Source organism: Aquimarina penaris (assembly GCF_040786285.1).
Classification (GTDB): Bacteria; Bacteroidota; Bacteroidia; order Flavobacteriales; family Flavobacteriaceae; genus Aquimarina.
In genome coordinates, this window is the sequence record NZ_JBFMKQ010000003.1 from 202,483 (window position 1) to 222,859 (window position 20,377).

Annotated in this window: 18 protein-coding genes and 1 pseudogene; 14 read left to right on the forward strand and 5 right to left on the reverse strand. The window is 33.1% G+C overall.

Translation table 11 applies throughout. From position 1 onward, the window contains the following. Positions 1 to 59: 59 nt before the first annotated feature. Positions 60 to 911, reverse strand: a complete 852-nt coding sequence (locus ABW637_RS14720; RefSeq protein WP_367585474.1) for a substrate-binding domain-containing protein — start codon at positions 909 to 911, stop codon at positions 60 to 62. Between the two features lie 150 nt (positions 912 to 1,061). Here ABW637_RS14720 and ABW637_RS14725 point away from each other — a divergent pair, with 150 nt between their 5' ends. Next, complete coding sequence (locus ABW637_RS14725) at positions 1,062 to 1,208, forward strand: hypothetical protein (RefSeq protein ID WP_367585475.1); 147 nt, start codon at positions 1,062 to 1,064, stop codon at positions 1,206 to 1,208. A gap of 88 nt (positions 1,209 to 1,296) precedes the next feature. On the opposite strand, the gene ABW637_RS14730 is transcribed toward ABW637_RS14725, so the two are convergent. From ABW637_RS14730 to ABW637_RS14745, 4 genes are read right to left on the reverse strand one after another with little or no spacing between them, the layout of a single operon-like run. Beyond that, entirely contained in the window at positions 1,297 to 2,175 is an 879-nt protein-coding gene (locus ABW637_RS14730) for a nucleoside phosphorylase (RefSeq protein WP_367585476.1), read from the reverse strand. A gap of 1 nt (position 2,176) precedes the next feature. Then, entirely contained in the window at positions 2,177 to 3,115 is a 939-nt protein-coding gene (locus ABW637_RS14735) for a DUF1835 domain-containing protein (protein WP_367585477.1), read from the reverse strand. Between the two features lie 14 nt (positions 3,116 to 3,129). After that, positions 3,130 to 3,459 (reverse strand): translation initiation factor, encoded by a 330-nt coding sequence (locus ABW637_RS14740; protein ID WP_367585478.1) that lies wholly within the window; start codon positions 3,457 to 3,459, stop codon positions 3,130 to 3,132. Positions 3,460 to 3,468: 9 nt separating this feature from the next. Beyond that, the gene (locus ABW637_RS14745) at positions 3,469 to 4,419 is read right to left on the reverse strand and encodes an isopenicillin N synthase family dioxygenase (protein WP_367585479.1); all 951 of its coding nucleotides are present in this window, start codon (positions 4,417 to 4,419) and stop codon (positions 3,469 to 3,471) included. 254 nt (positions 4,420 to 4,673) lie between these two features. Here ABW637_RS14745 and ABW637_RS14750 point away from each other — a divergent pair, with 254 nt between their 5' ends. From ABW637_RS14750 to ABW637_RS14810, 13 genes and pseudogenes are all read left to right on the forward strand, one after another. After that, positions 4,674 to 6,680 carry an alpha-ketoacid dehydrogenase subunit alpha/beta gene (locus ABW637_RS14750; RefSeq protein ID WP_367585480.1) on the forward strand — a complete coding sequence of 669 codons (2,007 nt, stop codon included), beginning with the start codon at positions 4,674 to 4,676 and terminating at the stop codon, positions 6,678 to 6,680. A 253-nt stretch (positions 6,681 to 6,933) separates the two neighbouring features. After that, positions 6,934 to 7,932 carry an SDR family oxidoreductase gene (locus ABW637_RS14755; protein WP_367585481.1) on the forward strand — a complete coding sequence of 333 codons (999 nt, stop codon included), beginning with the start codon at positions 6,934 to 6,936 and terminating at the stop codon, positions 7,930 to 7,932. 35 nt (positions 7,933 to 7,967) lie between these two features. After that, positions 7,968 to 9,248: a nucleotide sugar dehydrogenase gene (locus ABW637_RS14760; RefSeq protein ID WP_367585482.1), complete on the forward strand. Its 1,281-nt coding sequence runs from the start codon at positions 7,968 to 7,970 to the stop codon at positions 9,246 to 9,248. 40 nt (positions 9,249 to 9,288) lie between these two features. Beyond that, the gene (locus ABW637_RS14765) at positions 9,289 to 10,809 is read left to right on the forward strand and encodes a lipopolysaccharide biosynthesis protein (protein ID WP_367585483.1); all 1,521 of its coding nucleotides are present in this window, start codon (positions 9,289 to 9,291) and stop codon (positions 10,807 to 10,809) included. Positions 10,810 to 10,819: 10 nt separating this feature from the next. Continuing rightward, the gene (locus ABW637_RS14770; protein ID WP_367585484.1) at positions 10,820 to 12,091 is read left to right on the forward strand and encodes a hypothetical protein; all 1,272 of its coding nucleotides are present in this window, start codon (positions 10,820 to 10,822) and stop codon (positions 12,089 to 12,091) included. A 12-nt stretch (positions 12,092 to 12,103) separates the two neighbouring features. Continuing rightward, positions 12,104 to 13,069, forward strand: coding sequence for a polysaccharide pyruvyl transferase family protein (locus ABW637_RS14775; RefSeq protein WP_367585485.1), 966 nt, complete (start codon positions 12,104 to 12,106; stop codon positions 13,067 to 13,069). Between the two features lie 42 nt (positions 13,070 to 13,111). Next, on the forward strand, positions 13,112 to 14,074 hold the full coding sequence (locus ABW637_RS14780; RefSeq protein ID WP_367585486.1) for a class I SAM-dependent methyltransferase: 963 nt from the start codon (positions 13,112 to 13,114) through the stop codon (positions 14,072 to 14,074). A 15-nt stretch (positions 14,075 to 14,089) separates the two neighbouring features. After that, complete coding sequence (locus tag ABW637_RS14785; RefSeq protein ID WP_367585487.1) at positions 14,090 to 15,199, forward strand: glycosyltransferase family 4 protein; 1,110 nt, start codon at positions 14,090 to 14,092, stop codon at positions 15,197 to 15,199. Between the two features lie 2 nt (positions 15,200 to 15,201). Beyond that, entirely contained in the window at positions 15,202 to 16,179 is a 978-nt protein-coding gene (locus ABW637_RS14790) for a glycosyltransferase family 2 protein (protein WP_367585488.1), read from the forward strand. A gap of 55 nt (positions 16,180 to 16,234) precedes the next feature. Further along, positions 16,235 to 17,350 carry a glycosyltransferase family 4 protein gene (locus ABW637_RS14795; protein WP_367585489.1) on the forward strand — a complete coding sequence of 372 codons (1,116 nt, stop codon included), beginning with the start codon at positions 16,235 to 16,237 and terminating at the stop codon, positions 17,348 to 17,350. A gap of 401 nt (positions 17,351 to 17,751) precedes the next feature. Further along, a pseudogene (locus ABW637_RS21740) lies at positions 17,752 to 17,928 on the forward strand (hypothetical protein); the annotation flags it as partial. A gap of 124 nt (positions 17,929 to 18,052) precedes the next feature. Then, positions 18,053 to 19,423, forward strand: a complete 1,371-nt coding sequence (locus tag ABW637_RS14805; RefSeq protein WP_367585491.1) for an MBOAT family O-acyltransferase — start codon at positions 18,053 to 18,055, stop codon at positions 19,421 to 19,423. 6 nt (positions 19,424 to 19,429) lie between these two features. Continuing rightward, positions 19,430 to 20,356, forward strand: a complete 927-nt coding sequence (locus tag ABW637_RS14810) for a hypothetical protein (RefSeq protein ID WP_367585492.1) — start codon at positions 19,430 to 19,432, stop codon at positions 20,354 to 20,356. Positions 20,357 to 20,377: the final 21 nt, after the last annotated feature.

The following is a 20,377-nucleotide window of genomic DNA, read 5'->3' on the forward strand; positions in this document are numbered from 1 at the left end:
TAAAATACCCTACCTCTATATTCGAAAAAAAAGCCCCCTCTGTTATGATCAAAATGTGATTATAGTTCAGAAATCAATTTCTCTGGAGGAAGTTTTTTGTTAATTATATGTAAAATATAGAGTTGATCCTGAACTTTCGAAAGCGTTTCATTTTTAATACGTGTTTGGCTCCATTCTGTAAGTTGTAACCATTCTTGAATGTCTTCAAGTTTTTGATTGTATCGATGTGCTAAAGTTTTGTCAATACTTGGTATTTGTTTAAAATCTGAAGTGACAGTATTTATAGTATCTAAAATTATTTGTAGTTGTTCTTTTTTTGTTTCTAATAATTCTTCTCTAACCGCAATTACAAAACACGGCCATGGAGTAGGACAGTCTGCAACTCTTCTAAAGGTTTGATCATCTACTAATGGCTTTGTGGTAAAATGTTCCCACATAAAATAATCAGCTTTACCATTTGTTAATGTTTCTATAGCTCCATCGAGGTTTTTTACGACTTCAAATTTAAGATCAGAGGTATCCCATCCTTGATTTTGGGCATTTACATATGCCATTAAATGAGATCCGGACCCATATCTACTAATGGCTGCTGTCCTATTTTTTAATTCAGGGAGAGAGGTGTACTTAGAATTTGCACTAACATGGATTCCCCATATAAGAGGAGTTTGTATATACGTTTGAACAATTTTACTAGGATTTCCAGCAATAATATCTTTAATAATTCCTTCGGTTAGAATTATAGCCATATCTATATCTCCTGTTCTAAGAGCTTCACACATTGCACCAGTTCCTCCAGGGTAGTCTGTCCATTGTAATTCTATATTATGTTTTAAAAAGCTTCCGTCTTCGATGGTAAGATGCCATGGTAAATTAAAATGTTCGGGAACTCCTCCTATTTTTATGGTGTTCATATGTGCTAAATGTTAATTAATTATGTATTTTATCGATTATTTTGGTTTTTTAACGATGTATTCGATTTTTTTACTGTATATTTGAACTATAATTCTTCCATAAGAAGATATATTTGACTAACTATTAACTCAAAATAAAACAATATTGCTATGAAAAAGAATTTTTTAAACAATAAAAATGTAGATGTTAAGGTTGCTAAGTTAAAAAATGACCATTTAGAAAATGGAATTGTTATTTTTATTGCAGTATTATTATTTACTAACTTATTAATAAGTCTAAAGATATTATTCGGTTAGTATTTTTGTTTGAAAATTAGAAAAGATTTTTCTTAATATATTAGTGTGATTGGGTAGATGGATGTCTACCCTTTTTAATTATAGAATGTTAAGACGTTTGTGATACGATTTTATCTAAAGTATACTGTATTAAACGATCAACGACTTTCTTAGGATTTTGACTAAACTCACCTGTAGCACGATTGGCAATAATTGCGTTCATGGATATTGCTTCATGACCTAAAAGTTTTGCTAAGCCATAAATAGCGGCAGTTTCCATTTCGAGGTTTGTTATTCTCTTATTATTATACTCGAAAGAAGCCATTTTTTTATTTAATTCCTTATCCTGAAGAGGCAGTCTTAACACTCTTCCTTGTGGCCCATAAAACCCAACATTAGTTACTGTAACCCCTTTTCGTGTTATTTTACTTTGCATATGATTTGATAATTTTTGATCACTTGCAACAACATAGGGTACAGATTTATTTTCATCCCAATCCAAATGCTTTAATAATGCATTCGAAACCTCTTGTAATTGTACATTTTTACTATCATAAAAATGAAGTAAGCTATCAAAGCCAATAGCCATTTCTGAGATTACAAAACTATCAATAGGAATATCAGCTTGTATAGCACCCGAAGTGCCTATTCTAATAATTTGTAAAGAAGTATGGTCTTTTTTTACCTCTCGGTTTACCAAATCAATATTTGCTAATGCATCTAATTCATTAAACACTATATCAATATTATCGGTACCAATACCAGTGGAGATTACGGTAATTCTATGGTTTTTATAGGTCCCTGTCTGTGTGTGAAATTCACGTTTTTTAATCTTGCATTCGATATGATCGAAATACTGAGTTACTTGTTCAACTCGGTCTGGATCCCCAACGGTTATTATAGTTTGGGCAAGATGCTCTGGTTTGATATTGAGATGGTATATACTGCCATCTTCATTAAGAATAAGTTCTGAGTTGGCTATGACCATATTATAGTTTTAATAAAGTATGAGTTTCATCATTATAGAGGTAATCGTATTTTTTTACACCGCCATAATACCAATCTAAAATTTGTGTATTGTAAAAGTTTTTTCTGTGCTCTAGTGCAAGTTTTCCTCGCTCTGATAGTAATAGTCCGTCTTTAGTTTGGTCCAAAAATTGAAAAAGTCTGGCAATAACACGTTTCATTTGCATATCTCCATACCCATAATATCCTTGGTATTCTAGCGTATACCCCATAAGTTGCTTCACATTTTTAATTTGATATTTATCAACCATTTCGAGTATGTTATGTTCTAAAACATTAAGTCCGGTTAGCATATTTGGAAAACGCTGAAGATGTGCTCTTAGGCAGATGGATAAATACTCAAAAGAGGAATGTTTTTTTATTTGCCCTGCGATCTTTTTTGGGTTTGATTCACAATACAATGTCCAGATGTATTCTGCTAGTTCGAGATCATCTAGGGATAGCAGTACTTTGTTGCGATAATGGTTTTTTAATTGACTGTCAGATAACTCGCATAATCCCATGAGTTTGGTTTCATGTTCAATTCTGCCACTACATACCAGATATACAGGTGTATCTTTAATGCCTTTGCGCATTAATAAACTAATGGCAGCGATCATGTTTATATGGCAGAAAAGATCATATTCAAACCATAAAATCACTTCGTCATAATCTTGTAAATTATCTAGTTTTTCGAACTGTGAAACAAACTTTTCTTCATAATCATCAGTAGTAATCCTGTAGTATTTTTTTAAAAATGCTTTGCGTTTTTTTATAGAACTTTCAGTTTCAACTTTGATTTCGGTAGGTCCTTCACATAACATTTCACGCCAAGTTAAGAATTCTCCTTCTGCTAATTTTATATCCTTTAGACGATGAGTAAGACTGTCGCCATTGGTAATATGTAATATGTTTTTCCCCAAAATATAATTCGTTATTATCCTCCGACTCGTTTAACTTTAAAACCTTTTTCGGTAAGAATTTTCATGATTTGATCCCTATAATCTCCTTGAATAATGATACTATCATTTTTAAAACTTCCACCAACGCTTAAACGAGTTTTTAGTTCTTTAGCTAGTTTCTTGAAGTCCTTATCTGCACCTGTATACCCTTCAAGTATTGTAATTGGTTTTCCTTTCCTTTTTTCATATTTACAAATAATGGGGGCATCTTGCATCCATATTCCTTCTTCAATTTGATTTTCTACAGGATCTTCTTGGGGTTGATGATCAGGAAAGAGGTTCTTTAATTGGTCTTGTAAATCCATTCTAGTATTTTATTTCTTTATCAATCCAATTTCTACTAGCCTTTGATGCAAGAATTCTCCGGCGGTTATATCCTCATAATGCTTAGGGTTATCATCTGTTATGCACTCCTCTAGGCAATTTAATTTCATGTCGCTTCTTGGATGCATGAAAAATGGAATAGAATATCTGGGTTTTCCCCATTGTTCTTTGGGAGGGTTAATTACTCGGTGGATTGTCGACCGTAGTTTGTTATTTGTATGGCGCTCTAGCATATCACCAACATTAATTACTAATTCATCTTCTTGCGGTATAGCATCGATCCATTCTCCATCTTTTCTTTGTACTTGCAATCCACCGGTAGAAGCTCCCATTAGTAAGGTGATTAGATTAATATCTCCATGAGCACCTGCGCGAACTGCACCTTTAGGTTCTTCGGTGATCGGAGGGTAATGAATAGGACGTAAAATACTATTTCCGTTACTCGCCCAATGATCAAAATAATGCTCGTCTAGTCCTATGTAAATTGCTAAGGCTCTAAGCACATAAATCCCGGTTTTTTCAAGCATTCTATAGGTTTCCATACCAACTTGATTGAAATCTTCAAGCTCTTTAACAGTAACGTTAGCTGGGTATTCTTCGATTAAATTGGCATTTGGATCTGGTTCTTGCCCAAAATGCCAGAATTCTTTAAGATCGCCTTCTTTCTTTCCTTTTGCGTGTTCTTTACCAAAAGAGGTGTAACCACGTTGTCCACCTAGCCCTTCTATTTCATATTTTTCTTTGGTATCTACAGGAAGTGCAAAGAATCCTTTTACTTCTTTATATAAATTTTTAACAAGTTCATCACTCAGAAAATGGTTTTTCAATGCTACGAAACCTATCTCTTCGTAGGCTTTTCCTATTTCATCCACAAACTTTTGCTTACGAGAAGGCTCATCAGATAAAAAATCAGCCAAATCTACACTTGGAATATTATTCATTGGTTTTAATCTTAATATTGAAGAACTAAAATAGTTGTATTTGATGTAAAATACGGTATAGTCATTCAAAAATTTTAACAATTACAAAATAATGATCAAATTCGTTATTTCTGAATTATTGATCTTTTAAACATAGTAAATTTAATTAATTCGGAGGATTGTTTGGGTTAAATTAACAACTACTTAATAATATTATAAAGTTGGTATGAATTCTGAAATAAAAATAATTAAATTTACGTAGCTAATTTTCTTTTATGGAGCACATTTCAAAGGAAAAATCACAAGTGGATTTTGACCGAAAAACATATAGTAATGATTTGCTTATTTCATTATATCTTAAAATGCTTACACCCAGATTGATTGAGGAAAAAATGTTGGTGTTATTAAGGCAAGGAAAGATATCAAAGTGGTTTAGTGGTATGGGTCAAGAGGCGATATCTGTAGGTGTAACTACTGCATTAAATGAAGATGAGTATGTATTACCAATGCATCGCAATTTAGGTGTGTTTACCACTCGTGATATACCATTGTATAGGTTGTTTAGTCAATGGCAAGGTAAGGCTAACGGATTTACCAATGGTCGTGATCGATCTTTTCACTTCGGAACACAGGAATACAAAGTTATAGGAATGATTTCGCATTTAGGTCCTCAACTTGGTGTCGCTTGTGGTATTGCTTTGGGTAACCTGTTGGAAAAAAATAATAAAGTTACTGCGGTTTTTACAGGTGAAGGAGGTACTAGTGAAGGGGATTTTCATGAAGCCTTAAATATAGCATCAGTTTGGAGTTTACCCGTTCTATTTTGTATAGAAAATAATGGGTATGGATTATCTACACCCACTAATGAACAATATAATTGTAAAAATCTTGCTGATCGAGGATTAGGTTACGGTATAGAATCACATATCATTGATGGCAATAATGTACTGGATGTGTACCATAAAGTTAATGAGCTTGCCGAAAGTGTACGGCAGAATCCTCGCCCCATTCTTTTAGAGTTCAAGACGTTTAGAATGCGAGGTCATGAAGAAGCTAGTGGTACCAAGTACGTTCCTGATGAATTGATGGAATATTGGGGAGCTAAAGATCCTATAGAGAATTATAAAGCCTATCTGATTAATCAAGGAGTCCTATCTGAAGATATTGATTCACAAGAACGATCAATACTCAAAACAGAAATTGAATCTCATTGGGACAAAGCGAATCAGGAGCAATCTGTAAATGTTGATTTAGCTAAAGAAATAAATGACGTTTATCAAAGTTTTGACTACACGAATAGTAAACCAAGTTCTGACACGAAAGAACTAAGGTTAATCGATGCTATTTCTGATGGATTAAATGAATCCATGAAGCGATATAATAACCTAGTCATTATGGGGCAGGATATTGCAGAATACGGAGGAGTATTTAAAATCACCGAAGGTTTTGTCGAAGTTTTTGGAAAAGAACGTGTTCGAAACACTCCTATTTGTGAATCTGCAATTGTCTCTACAGCATATGGTTTATCTGTTAATGGTTATAAAGCTATTGTAGAAATGCAATTTGCAGATTTCGTTTCTTCGGGCTTTAATCCAATCATCAATTTATTAGCAAAATCTAATTATCGATGGGGGCAATCTTCAGATGTGGTTATTCGAATGCCTTGTGGTGCAGGTGTTGGAGCTGGCCCGTTTCATAGCCAAACCAATGAAGCTTGGTTTACCAAAACTCCAGGTCTTAAAGTGGTGTATCCAGCATTCCCGTATGATGCAAAAGGATTGTTGGCTACTGCAATCGAAGATCCTAATCCAGTATTGTTTTTTGAGCATAAAGCTTTGTATAGAAGTATTCGACAAGAAGTCCCAGAAGGATATTATAACTTACCTCTCGGTAAGGCTTCGTTATTAAAAGAAGGAAATGATATTACGGTGATCAGTTATGGAGCCGGAGTACATTGGGCTTTAGAAATAGTAGACAAGCATCCAGAAATCTCGGTAGATGTTATTGATTTGAGAACATTACAGCCATTGGATATAGAGACTATCTATGAATCTGTAAAAAAGACCGGAAAAGCTATTGTTCTTCAAGAAGATACATTGTTTGGTGGGATAGCTTCTGATATTTCGGCATTACTAATGGAAAATTGCTTTACGTTTCTTGATGCACCTGTAAAAAGAGTAGCAAGTCTAAATACTCCAATCCCATTTGAACCAAATTTGGAAACCCAATTTTTAGCTAAAAGTAGATTTGAAGATGAAATGCTTTCTTTATTCAATTTTTAACATTGTTCAATATCGAAAACGTTATAGTTAATAAAAATACTTTTTATTTTAAAAGGTTGATTTTTAGTGGATTATGTTTTTTGTTTAGATGAAGTGATCGCTTTATACGTTAACAGTACATTAAGAATTTTAAATAGGGGTAAAATCCCCTTTAACATATGTTGTATGTTCTATAAGTAAATCTTAATTTCGCGCAGTCTACGATAATATCATAGGCTTTGGGATTAAAAAACAGGGAGTTAAAAAACAATTCATGAATGCTAAACAACTAGAACATCTTCGTTCTTCTAAAATACTTGTGACAGGCGCCGCCGGTTTTATAGGATCTAATCTATGTGAAGCGCTCTTAGAAATAGGTAGTACGGTGGTTGCATTAGATAATTTTGCAACAGGACATAAAAAAAACCTCTCTAAACTATTAGAAAATCCAAATTTTACTTTCATCGAAGGAGATATTAGAAACCTGGATGATTGTCATAAAGCATGTAATGCGGTAGATTATGTATTGCATCAGGCTGCTTTGGGCTCGGTACCAAGATCTATCAATGATCCAATAACCAGTAATGATGTTAATGTAACAGGGTTTCTTAATATGCTAGTTGCTTCGCGAGATGCAGGAGTACAACGTTTTATTTATGCAGCAAGTTCTTCTACTTATGGTGATTCTAAATCATTACCTAAGATTGAAGAAAAAATAGGAAAACCTTTATCTCCTTATGCCATTACCAAATATGTTAATGAATTGTATGCCGATAACTTCAAAAAATCGTATGACCTCGATACCATTGGTCTACGTTATTTTAATGTCTTCGGAAGGAAACAAGATCCAGAAGGAGCATACGCAGCTGTAATTCCTAAGTTTGTGATGCAATTTATGAAGCACGAATCTCCTGTAATTAATGGAGATGGCTTGTTTTCTAGAGATTTTACATATATAGATAATGTGATTCAGATGAATCTTTTGGCTATTGTAACAGATAATTCTGAAGCATTAAATACAGTATATAACACTGCTTTCGGAGAGAGAACAACATTAAATGAATTGACGACTTTGCTTAAAGAGAATTTATCAAAGTTTGATCCTGCTATCGGTACTATAGAAATTAAATATGGCCCCGAACGTAAAGGAGATGTGCCACATTCGTTGGCGTCGATTGATAAGGCAAAAACATTACTTGGGTATACTCCCGAATTCGATATGAAATCTGGATTAAAAGAAGCAGTAACATGGTATTGGGAGAACCTAAAATAATCTCAACATCAATAGAAAATAAATAAACAACCACCATGAATAATATTAAGATTGCCGTTATCGGATTAGGATATGTAGGATTGCCTTTGGCTAGACTATTTGCAACAAAGTATCCTGTGATTGGTTTTGATATTAATCAAAAAAGAATAAAAGAATTACATGCTGGTATTGATTCTACTTTAGAGATAGAAAGTGAACTATTACAATCTGTATTATCTGATAATACTGATATGAACAAAGGATTATATTGTTCTGATAATATAGATGATATACGAGACTGTAATTACTATGTCATAACGGTACCCACTCCTGTCGATAAAAATAATAAACCAGACCTTACTCCCTTATATAAGTCAAGTGAAATGGTTGGTAAAATATTAAAAAAGGATGATATCGTTATTTACGAATCAACTGTGTATCCCGGTGTTACAGAAGAAGAGTGTGTACCTGTGTTAGAAAAGATAAGTGGGTTAACGTTTAATGAAGATTTCTATGCAGGATATTCACCAGAAAGAATTAATCCTGGAGATAAAAAACATACTGTAGAAAAAATATTAAAGGTTACCGCTGGATCTACTCCAGAAGTAGGTAAAAAAGTTGATGCATTATATAACTCTGTTATTACCGCAGGAACACATTTAGCCCCAACGATAAAAGTTGCCGAAGCCGCTAAAGTTATCGAAAACTCTCAGAGAGATATTAATATCGCTTTTGTCAATGAACTGGCTAAGATTTTTAATCTAATGGATATTGATACCAATGATGTGTTAAAAGCAGCAGGAACCAAATGGAATTTCCTTCCATTTAAACCTGGTCTTGTAGGCGGTCATTGTATTGGGGTCGACCCGTATTACCTGGCACAACGCGCACAGGAGTTTGGTTATCATCCCGAAATTATCCTTGCAGGACGAAGACTTAATGATAGTATGGGACAATATGTTGCCTCTGAAGTTATTAAACTAATGGTGCAACACGATATACGAATTAAAGAAGCAAGTGTTTTAGTATTAGGAATTACGTTTAAAGAAAATTGCCCCGATGTACGTAATACAAGAGCAGTAGATGTAATTCATCATCTAACAGATTTTGGGACAGAAGTTACAGTATATGATCCATGGGCAAACCCCAAAGAAGTATTACATGAATATAAAATAGATACTTTACAAGAATTGCCAAATAAGAAATATGATGCTGTGGTTTTGACTGTAGCCCACAAAGAATATATAGACCTTGACCTTAACTCGCTATTAATGCCCAATGGAGTTTTATACGATGTAAAAGGGATATTAAAAGAACAAGTTCACGGAAGATTATAATTTCAACCACAATATTAAATAACACTAAAAACCAACCACTTTGAGCCAATTAAAAAAAGGAGCAGTTTTAAACTATACAACGATCATTCTGATTAATGTAGTTGGATTGGTCTTAACTCCTTTTATTCTTAAGAGTTTAGGTAAAGATGAGTATGGTATATATATAACTATAGGGGCATTAATAGGTACAATTTCTCTCCTGGATTTTGGGCTTAATAATACGATTGTACGTTTTGTCGCTAAATATAGAGCAGAAAAAGATAGACAGGGTGAAGAGAATTTTTTAGCTACAACCATGTTGATTTATTCAATAATATCGATACTGGTACTTATCGTTGGTATTTCGTTTTACTATTATATAGATTCGTATTTCACTAAATTAGATGCTCAAGAAATACAGCTGGCAAAAACATTATTCCTTATTTTGATAGCTAACCTTGCATTTAGGCTTCCTGGTGGTGCTTTTACTGCTATTTGTTCGGGATATGAGCAATTTGTATTTCCGAAGACCCTAAATATAGTGCGATATGTACTAAGATCCCTCACCGTTGTTGGTATTCTTCTTATAGGAGGTAAGGCTGTTGCTTTGGTAGTTATAGACACCGTTTTTAATGTTTTTGTGGTTACAATAACGGGGTATTATGTATTCAAAAAATTGAATGTACGATTCAAACTTCATAGTTTACAGAAAAAATTTGTCAAAGAGATACTAAAATATTCGGTCTGGATATTTGTTTTTGCCTTGGTAGGAGTTTTTCAGTGGAAGGTAGGACATTGGGTTTTAGGAAGAATGAGCGCTCCAGCGGTACTTACTGTATATGGTATTGGTATAACCCTGGGGACATATTATGGTGCGTTTTCTACTGCGATATCTAGTGTTTTTCTACCTAAAGCCACGCAAATGTCTGTAGGAAATGCAACAGGAGAACAACTTACCGATATGATGATCAAAATAGGAAGGTTATCTTTTATTGTACTAATGTACATTTTAACTGCTTTTATCCTATATGGAAAACAGTTCGTCTTTTTATGGGTAGGAGGATCATTGGGGTATGAAGGGAGTTATGAGTCTTGGATCATTGCTTTAGCTATAATGGGCGCATATACTTTACCACTAGTACAAGGTTTTGGAAATTCTATACTAGAGGCAAAAAACAAATTAGCATTCAAAGCAATTCTGTACCTGGTATTTTTGATTTTAGGAACCATATTAGGAGCGTTTTTAGCTAAACCCTATGGTGCTGTAGGTATGATGTTAGGATCAGTTGTGGGTTGGGTAATTGTTCAAAATGTAATGAATTTTTATTACCATCGAGTAATCCAACTTAATATTCTAAGGTTTTTTAAAGAACTGGGGAACAAAACGGTAATTACCGTAATCATTCTACTTGCAATAGGGTATGCGATTAATTACATACCTGGAGACGGATGGTTGAATTTTGTTTTGAAAGGAAGTACATATACTATAGTTTTCGCAATTCTGATGTATTTTATGGGGATGCTTGACTATGAAAAAGAATTATTTACAAAACCGATAGCCGCGATATTGAAAAGAAAGTAATTGATAAGAAATGGTGAAACTTCATGAAATAACATATACAGAAGACGGTAAGAAGATCAATTATGATTATTCTGTGGATCATCAAACTCAGAAGTTTTTTGATAAAAATCAATCGTACTATGTTAAATATGGAGTTGATGTAAGTAAAGTGCCTGATAGTATGGCTGTTATTCCTTTTCTGTCTAATATAATGCCTATTGCATGGTTCGTAGGGTTTGATGTTCATGTTCCAGAAGTTGATGAAACTTTTTATCATTCATTATCAAGTTTAAAAGAAGAGTTTAATAAATATCATCCTGAAAAAAAATTCGGAGGAAGTTTAAAAGCTGAAAAATTAGTCCAAAATAATATTAAAGGCGAAGAAACATGTCTTTTATTTAGTGGAGGATTAGACTCGTTCGAATCATATACCAGAAATTATGAATTAAATCCATATTTGGTTTCTATTCATGGAGCTGATGTGGAAATTACCGATACCAAACGTTGGGGTGATTTTGTGCGCTATAATGAAGAGGAAAAAATCGTAAACAATGATAAATTATTCTACATCGAAACCAATGTTAGAGATTTTTATACTTATCAGGTAGAATTATTAGTAGACCTGGGGTGGTGGGGTAAGATTCAGCACGGTATGGCACTCATCGGGGTCATAGCACCGTTAGGATATCATTTCAACATAAGTAAAATATTTATCGGATCGTCTAATACCGAAGAGATAGATTTTGGCTGGGGTTCTAGTCCGAATATAGACGAAAAAATGAAATGGGCGAATAGCGAAGTAGTTCATGATGGTTATCATCTAAGACGTACGGATAAGATTGACAACATTGTTGCATATTCACGGCAAAATGATGTTTCAATAAACTTGAGAGTTTGTTATTCAGAACATAGAGATGGGTATAACTGTAATGTTTGTGCAAAATGCCAGCGTACTATGTTCGGACTCATATTGTCTGGTGCTAATCCAAATGATTTTGGTTTCACGGTTCCTGATAACTTATATGAATTAATATTTAAAAACTTTGGTCCTAATAGCGCTATGACCGAAGGGTTAAAATATGAATGGAAATGCTTGCAAATAAAAGCGTCAGAGAGTACTGAGTTTTTCATATTGCGTGATAAAGAGATAGAACAAAAAGAAATTGAAAGGTTTATGACTTTGGATCTGGATCGGATAATTAATCAAAAGTCCGAAAGCAGGAAAACAAAACAAAAACTTAGATTTATAATAAGAAATAAATTCCCTTGGCTAAGAGAATTGTATAGAAAAATAAGATATTAAAAAAATTATAATATGAAGCACGGCCTATTGACTTATGAAGAAGGTAAAAAAAGTTACAACGTAGGAGACTATGTTCAAAGTTTGGGTGCCAAACAATTTTTACCAAAAGTTGATGAACTCTTAAATCGTGAAGAATTAGGAGATTATACAGGTGATCAGGCACAATTGATCATGAATGGATGGTTTACTCATAATATTCATAACTGGGTGCCTTCTGATAAGATTGATCCGCTTTTTGTGTCATTTCACATGAATTCTACAGCGGCACCTTTTATGTTAACACCAAAAGGAATAGATTATCTTAAAAAACACCAACCCATTGGTTGTAGAGATAAGTATACAGCCCAAATATTGCAAGAAAAAGGAATCGAAGCCTATTTTACAGGCTGTCTTACGTTAACTCTTGATAACTACAAGGTTGATGATAGTGAGCGTAACGATGAAATCTATATTGTAGATCCTTTTTATAATTATCCAAACACAGAAAAACTGTTCTTTTCATACAAAAGTTTAATTAGAGGGATCTTAAAAGGAGATGCGTTTCAATTAAACAAACTGCAGAAACATCTAAAAAAAGTAGTATCTAAAGAAGTACTAGAGAAAGCGAATTACGTTACTCAAGTATTACCATCAGGAATTCATACTGAAGAAGAAAAGTTTGCCTATGCGGAAGACTGTTTAAAGAAATATGCTAAAGCTAAATTAGTCATAACATCTCGGATTCATTGTGCATTGCCATGTTTGGCAATGGGTACTCCGGTTATTTTTCTTAATGCCTTCAATACTTTTGTTGATACATGCCGTTTTGATGGGATTTTAGAATTATTTAATCGAATAGATGTTGCAGATAATGGTAGTTATACAACCAACTTTGATCTTCAGGGGAAAATAACTCTGGATACTATGGTCACGAACCTTGGGCTTCACCATAAATTGGCAGAACCTTTAAAAGAAAAATGTAAAGATTTTATTCGCTAAAAACGAAATTTTTCACAACGAAACAGAAATAAACCATCTTTTATGAAACGACTCATATTAAACTCACTTAAAAAATATTTTTTAAAAATTCCTAAAAGATATACCAAGAATCATACTCAATTTAGTAACGATCAAACAGAAAAATTAATCGTTTCTATTGAAAAGAATTATTTGGATAGGGGTGATACCAAAAAGCAATTAACCAAGGCGGCTTATGAAGATGCTATTCAGGGGCAATTAATGGGTAGGCTTAATTACAATAGAAACCGTATTATCCCTTGGCTTGATAAAGCGAAGCCATTAAGTGAGTGTAGTATTTTAGAAATAGGTTGTGGTACTGGGATATCAACATTGGCTTTAACCGAACAAGGAGCTAAGGTAACCGGAGTCGATATTGACGCTGGAGCTCTAAAAGTTGCAGAAGACAGATTAAAATTAGCGAATATGGAAGCTAATTTTTTAGAGCTTAATGCCAACCAGATCGAAGAACATTTTAAAGATCAACAATTTGATTTTGTAATCTTTTATGCTTCATTAGAGCATATGACGATAAGTGAAAGAATCGAATCCCTAAAACAAGCATGGGGGATCTTAAAAAAGGACTCCTTTTTAACAGTCATAGAAACACCAAACAGATTATGGTATTTTGATTCGCATACAGCCGCATTACCATTTTATGACTGGCTACCAGATGATTTAGCTTTTTACTATTCTAAATTTTCTAAACGAGATAATTTTAAGGATTTATATAGAGAATTGGATGATGATCAAATGAATAAGTTTTTAAGATGGGGACGAGGTATGAGTTATCATGAGTTTGAAGTTGCTATTCAACCACTAAAAGACATTAATGTGATAAGTAGCCTCGCTCAGTTTGAAAAATCACATTTTTTAAAATATGGACTTAAAGGTGTGAAGTATACCAAATTTTTAAGAAGTTGCCATAAAGGTTTAGCAAAAGGATTTTGTTATCCGTATCTGGATATTATTATAAAAAAGAACTAATCAGCACCAACAATTTTGAATTCTAAAAGACTACTATATATAACCAATAACATATCAGGATCAGGAGGATTAGAGCGTGTGTTGTCTATAAAAGCTAGCTATCTGGCAGATGTTTTAGGTTATGAAGTTCATATTTTAACTCTTAATCAAGGGGACGCATCTTTATTTTATGATTTTAGTTCTAAAATCATATTTCATGATATGACTGTAGTTCGTAATCCTATCCAATATATTAAAGGATACAGGAAAGGAATCAGAGATACTGTAGATAAGGTAAATCCAGATGTTATCTGCGTATGTGATGATGGAATAAAAGGGTTTTTTGTTCCCAAAATTATTGGTAAGTCATGCCCAATAATTTATGAAAGACATGTATCTAAGTTAATTGCCGAAGAAGTCTGGAAACCAAGCTTCAAAAAAAAGATGGTTACTGCTATCAAATATATGCTAATGGACTATGGAGCAAAGAGTTTTGATGCATTTGTGGTTCTAACCAATGGTAATTTAGAAGAATGGGACGTAAAAAATTTAAAAGTAATTTCTAATCCGTTATCGTTTTTTCCAGAAGAAACAGCATCACTCGATAATAAAAAAATTATTGCGGTAGGAAAACAATGTGGTCAAAAAGGATATGATCGCTTGTTATTGAGTTGGAAAGAAGTTATAAAAAAACACCCAAATTGGTGCTTAGAAATATATGGTGCTTCAAATCCTGATCATGATTTCGAAAAACTATCAAGAGAATTAGAAGTAGAGGATAGTGTTCGGTTTTGTGCTCCGGTAAAAAACATTAAAGATAAATTTTTAGAGGCATCAATACATGTCTTGGCTTCAAGATTTGAAGGTTTTGGAATGGTAATTATAGAAGCGATGTCATGTGGGGTTCCTTCTGTATCATATGATTGCCCTCATGGCCCTTCAGATATTATTTTGCATAACGAAGATGGGATTTTAGTTAAAAACGGGGATATAGAATCTTTCGGTCAATCATTGATCGATTTGATAGAAGACAAAGAAAAAAGGATTTCGATGGGTACGGCCGCAAAAGAAAATGTAAAGCGATACCTGCCCGAAAATATTGTACCACAATGGGATATGTTATTTAAATCATTAATAGAAGATTAAACATGATTTTAAGTATAATTATACCGGTTTACAATACAGAGAATTTTATAGATAGATGTATACGTTCTGTTGCTAATCAAGTAAAAGAATATAAGGATATTGAATTAGTGGTTGTTGATGATGGTTCTACAGATGGTAGTTTCCAACTATTAGAACAACTAAAAACCGAATATAACAACATAAGGCTCTTTACACATAAGAATCATGGAGTTGGGTATACTCGTAATGTAGGCATAGAAAAAGCCAAAGGGCAGTATATATGGTTTATTGATTCAGACGATTATATCGACCATGGTTTTATTCCGAAGATTTATGAAACTTTAGTAAACCAAACTCCAGAAATGATTTTGTTTGGGTATAAAAGAGTTACTTCAGAAGGTAATGAGGTTTCTGTCCTTACCTATGATGATAAAACCTTTACATCTGAAGAGTTAATTAATTCATCGATATATAGTAACTCGGTATGTTGCAAAGTTATAAATGCAAGTGTTGTAACTTCAAACAAGATACGGTTTGATACGGGTGTAATTACGGCAGAAGATTTTGATTTTAGTTTTAGGTCGCTTTATTTTTCTGAAAAAGTGATTACCATTAGCGATGTAGGCTATAATTATGTAGTAAATGATAGTTCTGTAAGTAATATAAGGTCTAAAGATCATTTAGAAAGGTTAGCAATAGACACTGTCAAGGTAACCGAAAACATTAATTTTTTTTTGGATCTTAATGAATCTGATTATCCGGGAAGAAAAAAGGCGTTTAAACCTTGGGTAGATAATTTTCTGTACGGACTAATGTTTAGCCTTTTTCGGTTTAAATATAGCGTACAATTTATTGACGAAATTATAGTGTCATTAAGGCGTAATAAGAATTATCCTATAGCAACAAATAGCATGAATAAGAAAAAGAAATTATTTATGAGTATAGCCAATAAAAAAACTCTTTTTTTACTTGCATGTAGGGTGAAAAGAGTACTAAAGTAATATTGTATATGTTTTTAGTAACTGCAGTAGTACATCTAAAAACAATATCATACCAATGAAGAAGATAGTTATTTTAACAGATCAGATTTGCAAAATAGGGGGGATCACAAGTCTCATTTACCTTAAGGCTAATTATTGGGTTACTCAAGATCAACATGAGGTGCATGTGATCACTACAGAGCAAGAAGGTAAAAAGCCTTATTATCCAATGAATAGTGAAGTACAACTTCATGATCTTGATATTAATTATCATCGGTATTCTAGCTATTTTAGCCCGAAAAATTTAATAAAGATTCTTAAAAACCTTTTTCGATTACAATCGAAATTGAGAAAAATAAAACCCGATATTATTATTGTGGCAAACCATATTCCGGTTACTTTTTTCTTTCCTTTATTAATAACAAAAGCAAAAATTCTTAAAGAGTTTCATTTCTCCAAATTTTACCTTTCTAAGCGTAAGAAAACGCTCTTTCGAAGGTTTGAAAGCTATTTGGAGTCGAAATTTGATTTTTTGGTAGTGCTAAACCCAGAAGAAAGGGCATTTTATCAATACAATAATGTGGTAACGATCTCAAACCCTATCCGGGTAAATACAGATATAGTACCCGTGTATACAGATAGAAAAAAAATCGCTATGGCTGCCGGTCGTATATCCGGAGTTAAGCGTTTTGATGTTCTTATCGATATTTGGGCTCAATTTATTGAGAAAAGAAAAGATTGGAAACTAGAAATTTATGGAGATGGGGAGAAAGAAGATGTAGATTTCTTAAAACAGAAAATAAAAACATTGAAGCTATCTGATCATGTAGAAATCAAAGGATCTACTAATACGATAGAAGAAAAAATGGCTAGCTATGGTCTTTATTTGATGACTTCGGTTGCAGAGTGTTTTCCTATGGTTCTTTTAGAGGCGCAGTCTTGTGGTCTTCCGATTATTTCATACGATTGCCCTACGGGTCCCAGAAACATAATTACCCATAACCATAATGGTGTTCTTGTAGAGATGGATAATCAAGAATTATTTGTAGAAGAGTTAATCGATATGACTACAAACGAATCCCGAAGAATACAATTGGCAAAAAATGGATTTGTGAATGCAAAGAAATATACTTTGGATGCGATCATGACAATTTGGGATAAGGAGATTATAAATAAAAAAGAAATACGATGAGGATATTTTATATAATACATCAGCTTTTTTTTCTACCCCATTTAATACTTTTCTTGAGTAGTAAAAATAAGGCTCTCATTATAGAAGATGTATATTGTGTAGATGTAATACCTAATTCTTCTATGCGTGTAGCGTATGATTTAACCAGACGCTTATCCCAAAGTAAATATTTTAGAACACTCTTTTATTTTAGAACTACAGGTTTTTTTAGCAATATACTTAGGATATTTTATCCTCGTGATAAGCGCTTTACCATCGACATGCATACCAAAATAGATGGAGGAGTGATTTTAGCACACCCATATAGCTCAATAATTAATGCAAAACAAGTAGGTAAAGGCTTATACATTAATCAATTAGTAACCATAGGAGAAAAAGAGGGAAAAAAGCCTGTCATAGGAGACCATGTAAAGCTGTATACAAATTGTACCATAATAGGCGATATTACGATTGGCAATAATTGCATTATTGGTGCAGGAGCAGTCGTAACTAAAAGTATTCCGGATAACTCTGTTGCAGTAGGTAATCCGGCCAAAGTGATTAAAACAATTGATGTGAATGAGGGGTCACAAAAATGATTAACGTATAAAAACCAGGGGTCTAAACAATTAATGAATATCGAATATGCTTTTTAACTCAATAGAATTTTTCTTATTTCTACCAATAGTGTTTTGTTTGTATTGGTTTGTGATTAATAAAAATTTGAGATATCAGAATTTCTTATTACTAGCCGCAAGTTATGTGTTTTACGGATGGTGGGATTGGCGGTTTCTCTCCTTAATTTTATTGAGTACCATAGTTGATTATTTTGTTGGCCTTCAAATTCATAAAGAAGAAAATCCGAAAAGAAGAAAAAGATGGCTATGGTTGTCTATGGGTTTTAACCTAAGCTTATTAGGGTTTTTTAAATACTTCAATTTTTTCATTACTTCTTTTATTGACGCATTTAATACCGTGGGGTATGAAATGGATTACTATTCGTTAAGTATAATATTACCTGTAGGTATATCTTTCTATACGTTTCAGACCATGTCGTATTCTTTAGATATAAGTAAGAGACGACTAGAGCCTACCAAAGATTTTGTCGCTTTTGCTACATTTGTGGCCTTTTTTCCTCAACTTGTGGCGGGTCCTATAGAAAGAGCTTCTAATCTATTACCACAATTTTTTAATAAAAGAAAGTTTAATTATGAAACTGCAGTAGATGGTGGACGCCAGATGCTTTGGGGACTTTTCAAAAAGGTGGTTATTGCAGATAATTGTGCACCTTATGTGAATACTATTTTTGAAAATTACGGAAATCAGTCCAGTGGAACCTTAATTTTAGGAGTCGTTGTTTTTGCATTTCAAATTTATGCCGACTTTAGTGGGTATACCGATATCGCAATTGGAGTCGCTAAACTATTTGGATTTAAATTTAAACGAAACTTTAATTACCCCTATTTTTCCGTTAACATATCAGATTTCTGGAAAAGATGGCATATATCCTTATCCAGTTGGCTTAATGATTATGTCTTTACCCCGTTAGCAGTGGATCTTAGAAACTATAAGAAATACGGTATTTTTTCTGCCGTTTTTATTACGTTCTTATTGTCTGGATTATGGCATGGTGCAGGATGGAATTTTATTGTTTGGGGTGGGTTACACGGTCTGTTTTATATTCCGATCATTTTTTCTAAAAAAAGGTTTACCGCAATCTCTACTAATAAAGGAGCCAAGAATACAAGCTCATTAAAGGATCTTCATAAGATGATCCTTACTTTTGCTATGGTTTGTTTAACCTATATCTTTTTTAGAGCACAGAGTCTGTCACATGCTATAGATTATATAGTGAGTATTTTTGAAGGTCTTTTTACAGCTTCTGTTTTTGACGTTGCACTGCCCAATATTATTCTTTTAGGGTTGATTCCTTTATTAATTTTGTGTGAATGGATTCAAAGAAATGAAGAACATGGATTATCGATCTCTAAAATCAATTTCCCGATGGCAAGAGGTTTTATCTATACGTTTCTTTTTGTTTTAATTCTGTTATTTGGCGCTTCACCAGCACCGTTTATTTATTTTCAATTTTAGGGGACTATGAAAAAATTTCTTTTAAAAGCAACTATATATTCGTTCACTTGTTTTGTAATTACAAGTATGATTCTTATCTATTTTGGTGGATATGTAGATTTTTTCTATACAAAGTTTACTACCCCAAAAGCCAAATCAATGATTATTGGTGGTTCGCGAAGCATGCAAGGTCTTCAGCCTAAGATATTGGATAAAGAATTACAAAGTTTAGGAAAAGAATTACCTTTTTTCAACTATAGCTTTACAGTATCGCAAGCACCCATAGGCACACATTATAATAAGAGTATATTTAAAAAGTTAGATTCAGATACCAAAAATGGAATATTTATCATCTCTATTACGCCATGGATGCTGGCTAACGAAATACCAGATGATGGAGGAGAAGAAATATTTAGAGAAGTTGACCAACCACCGCATAACATGGTAAACGTATCAATGAATCCGAATTATGAGTACTTTCTGAAAAATTTGAGTTATTTTCATTTTAAAGGGATTTTTAGACAGAACTCAAAGATGCACAAAGACGGTTGGTTAGAGCAAAGATATTTTCCAGAGGATAGTGCAACTTTTTTAAGCTGGAAAAAGACTCAAAAAGATATGCTTTTACGATTTGTAGACGATTATCAGGTATCTAAAAAACGATTACAAAGTTTAGAAGGGTTATTAATATCGCTTAAAGAGCATGGTAAGGTTTTTATAGTAAGAACTCCTATAGACGATGATTTTCTAGAGATCGAGAATACTTTCTTTACCGATTTTGATGTGTATATAAATGAAGTGTGCAACAAGCACGATGCCCGTTATTTTAATTTTAATAATGGAACATCAAAATTGAAGTTTAAAACATACGATGGTCATCATCTTGATAAAGAGGGAAGCAAGTATTTTAGTAAAATTGTTAGTGATTCGATTAAGTCGGTATTAAAAGTATAAGTAGTAAGAGTAAGAAGAAAT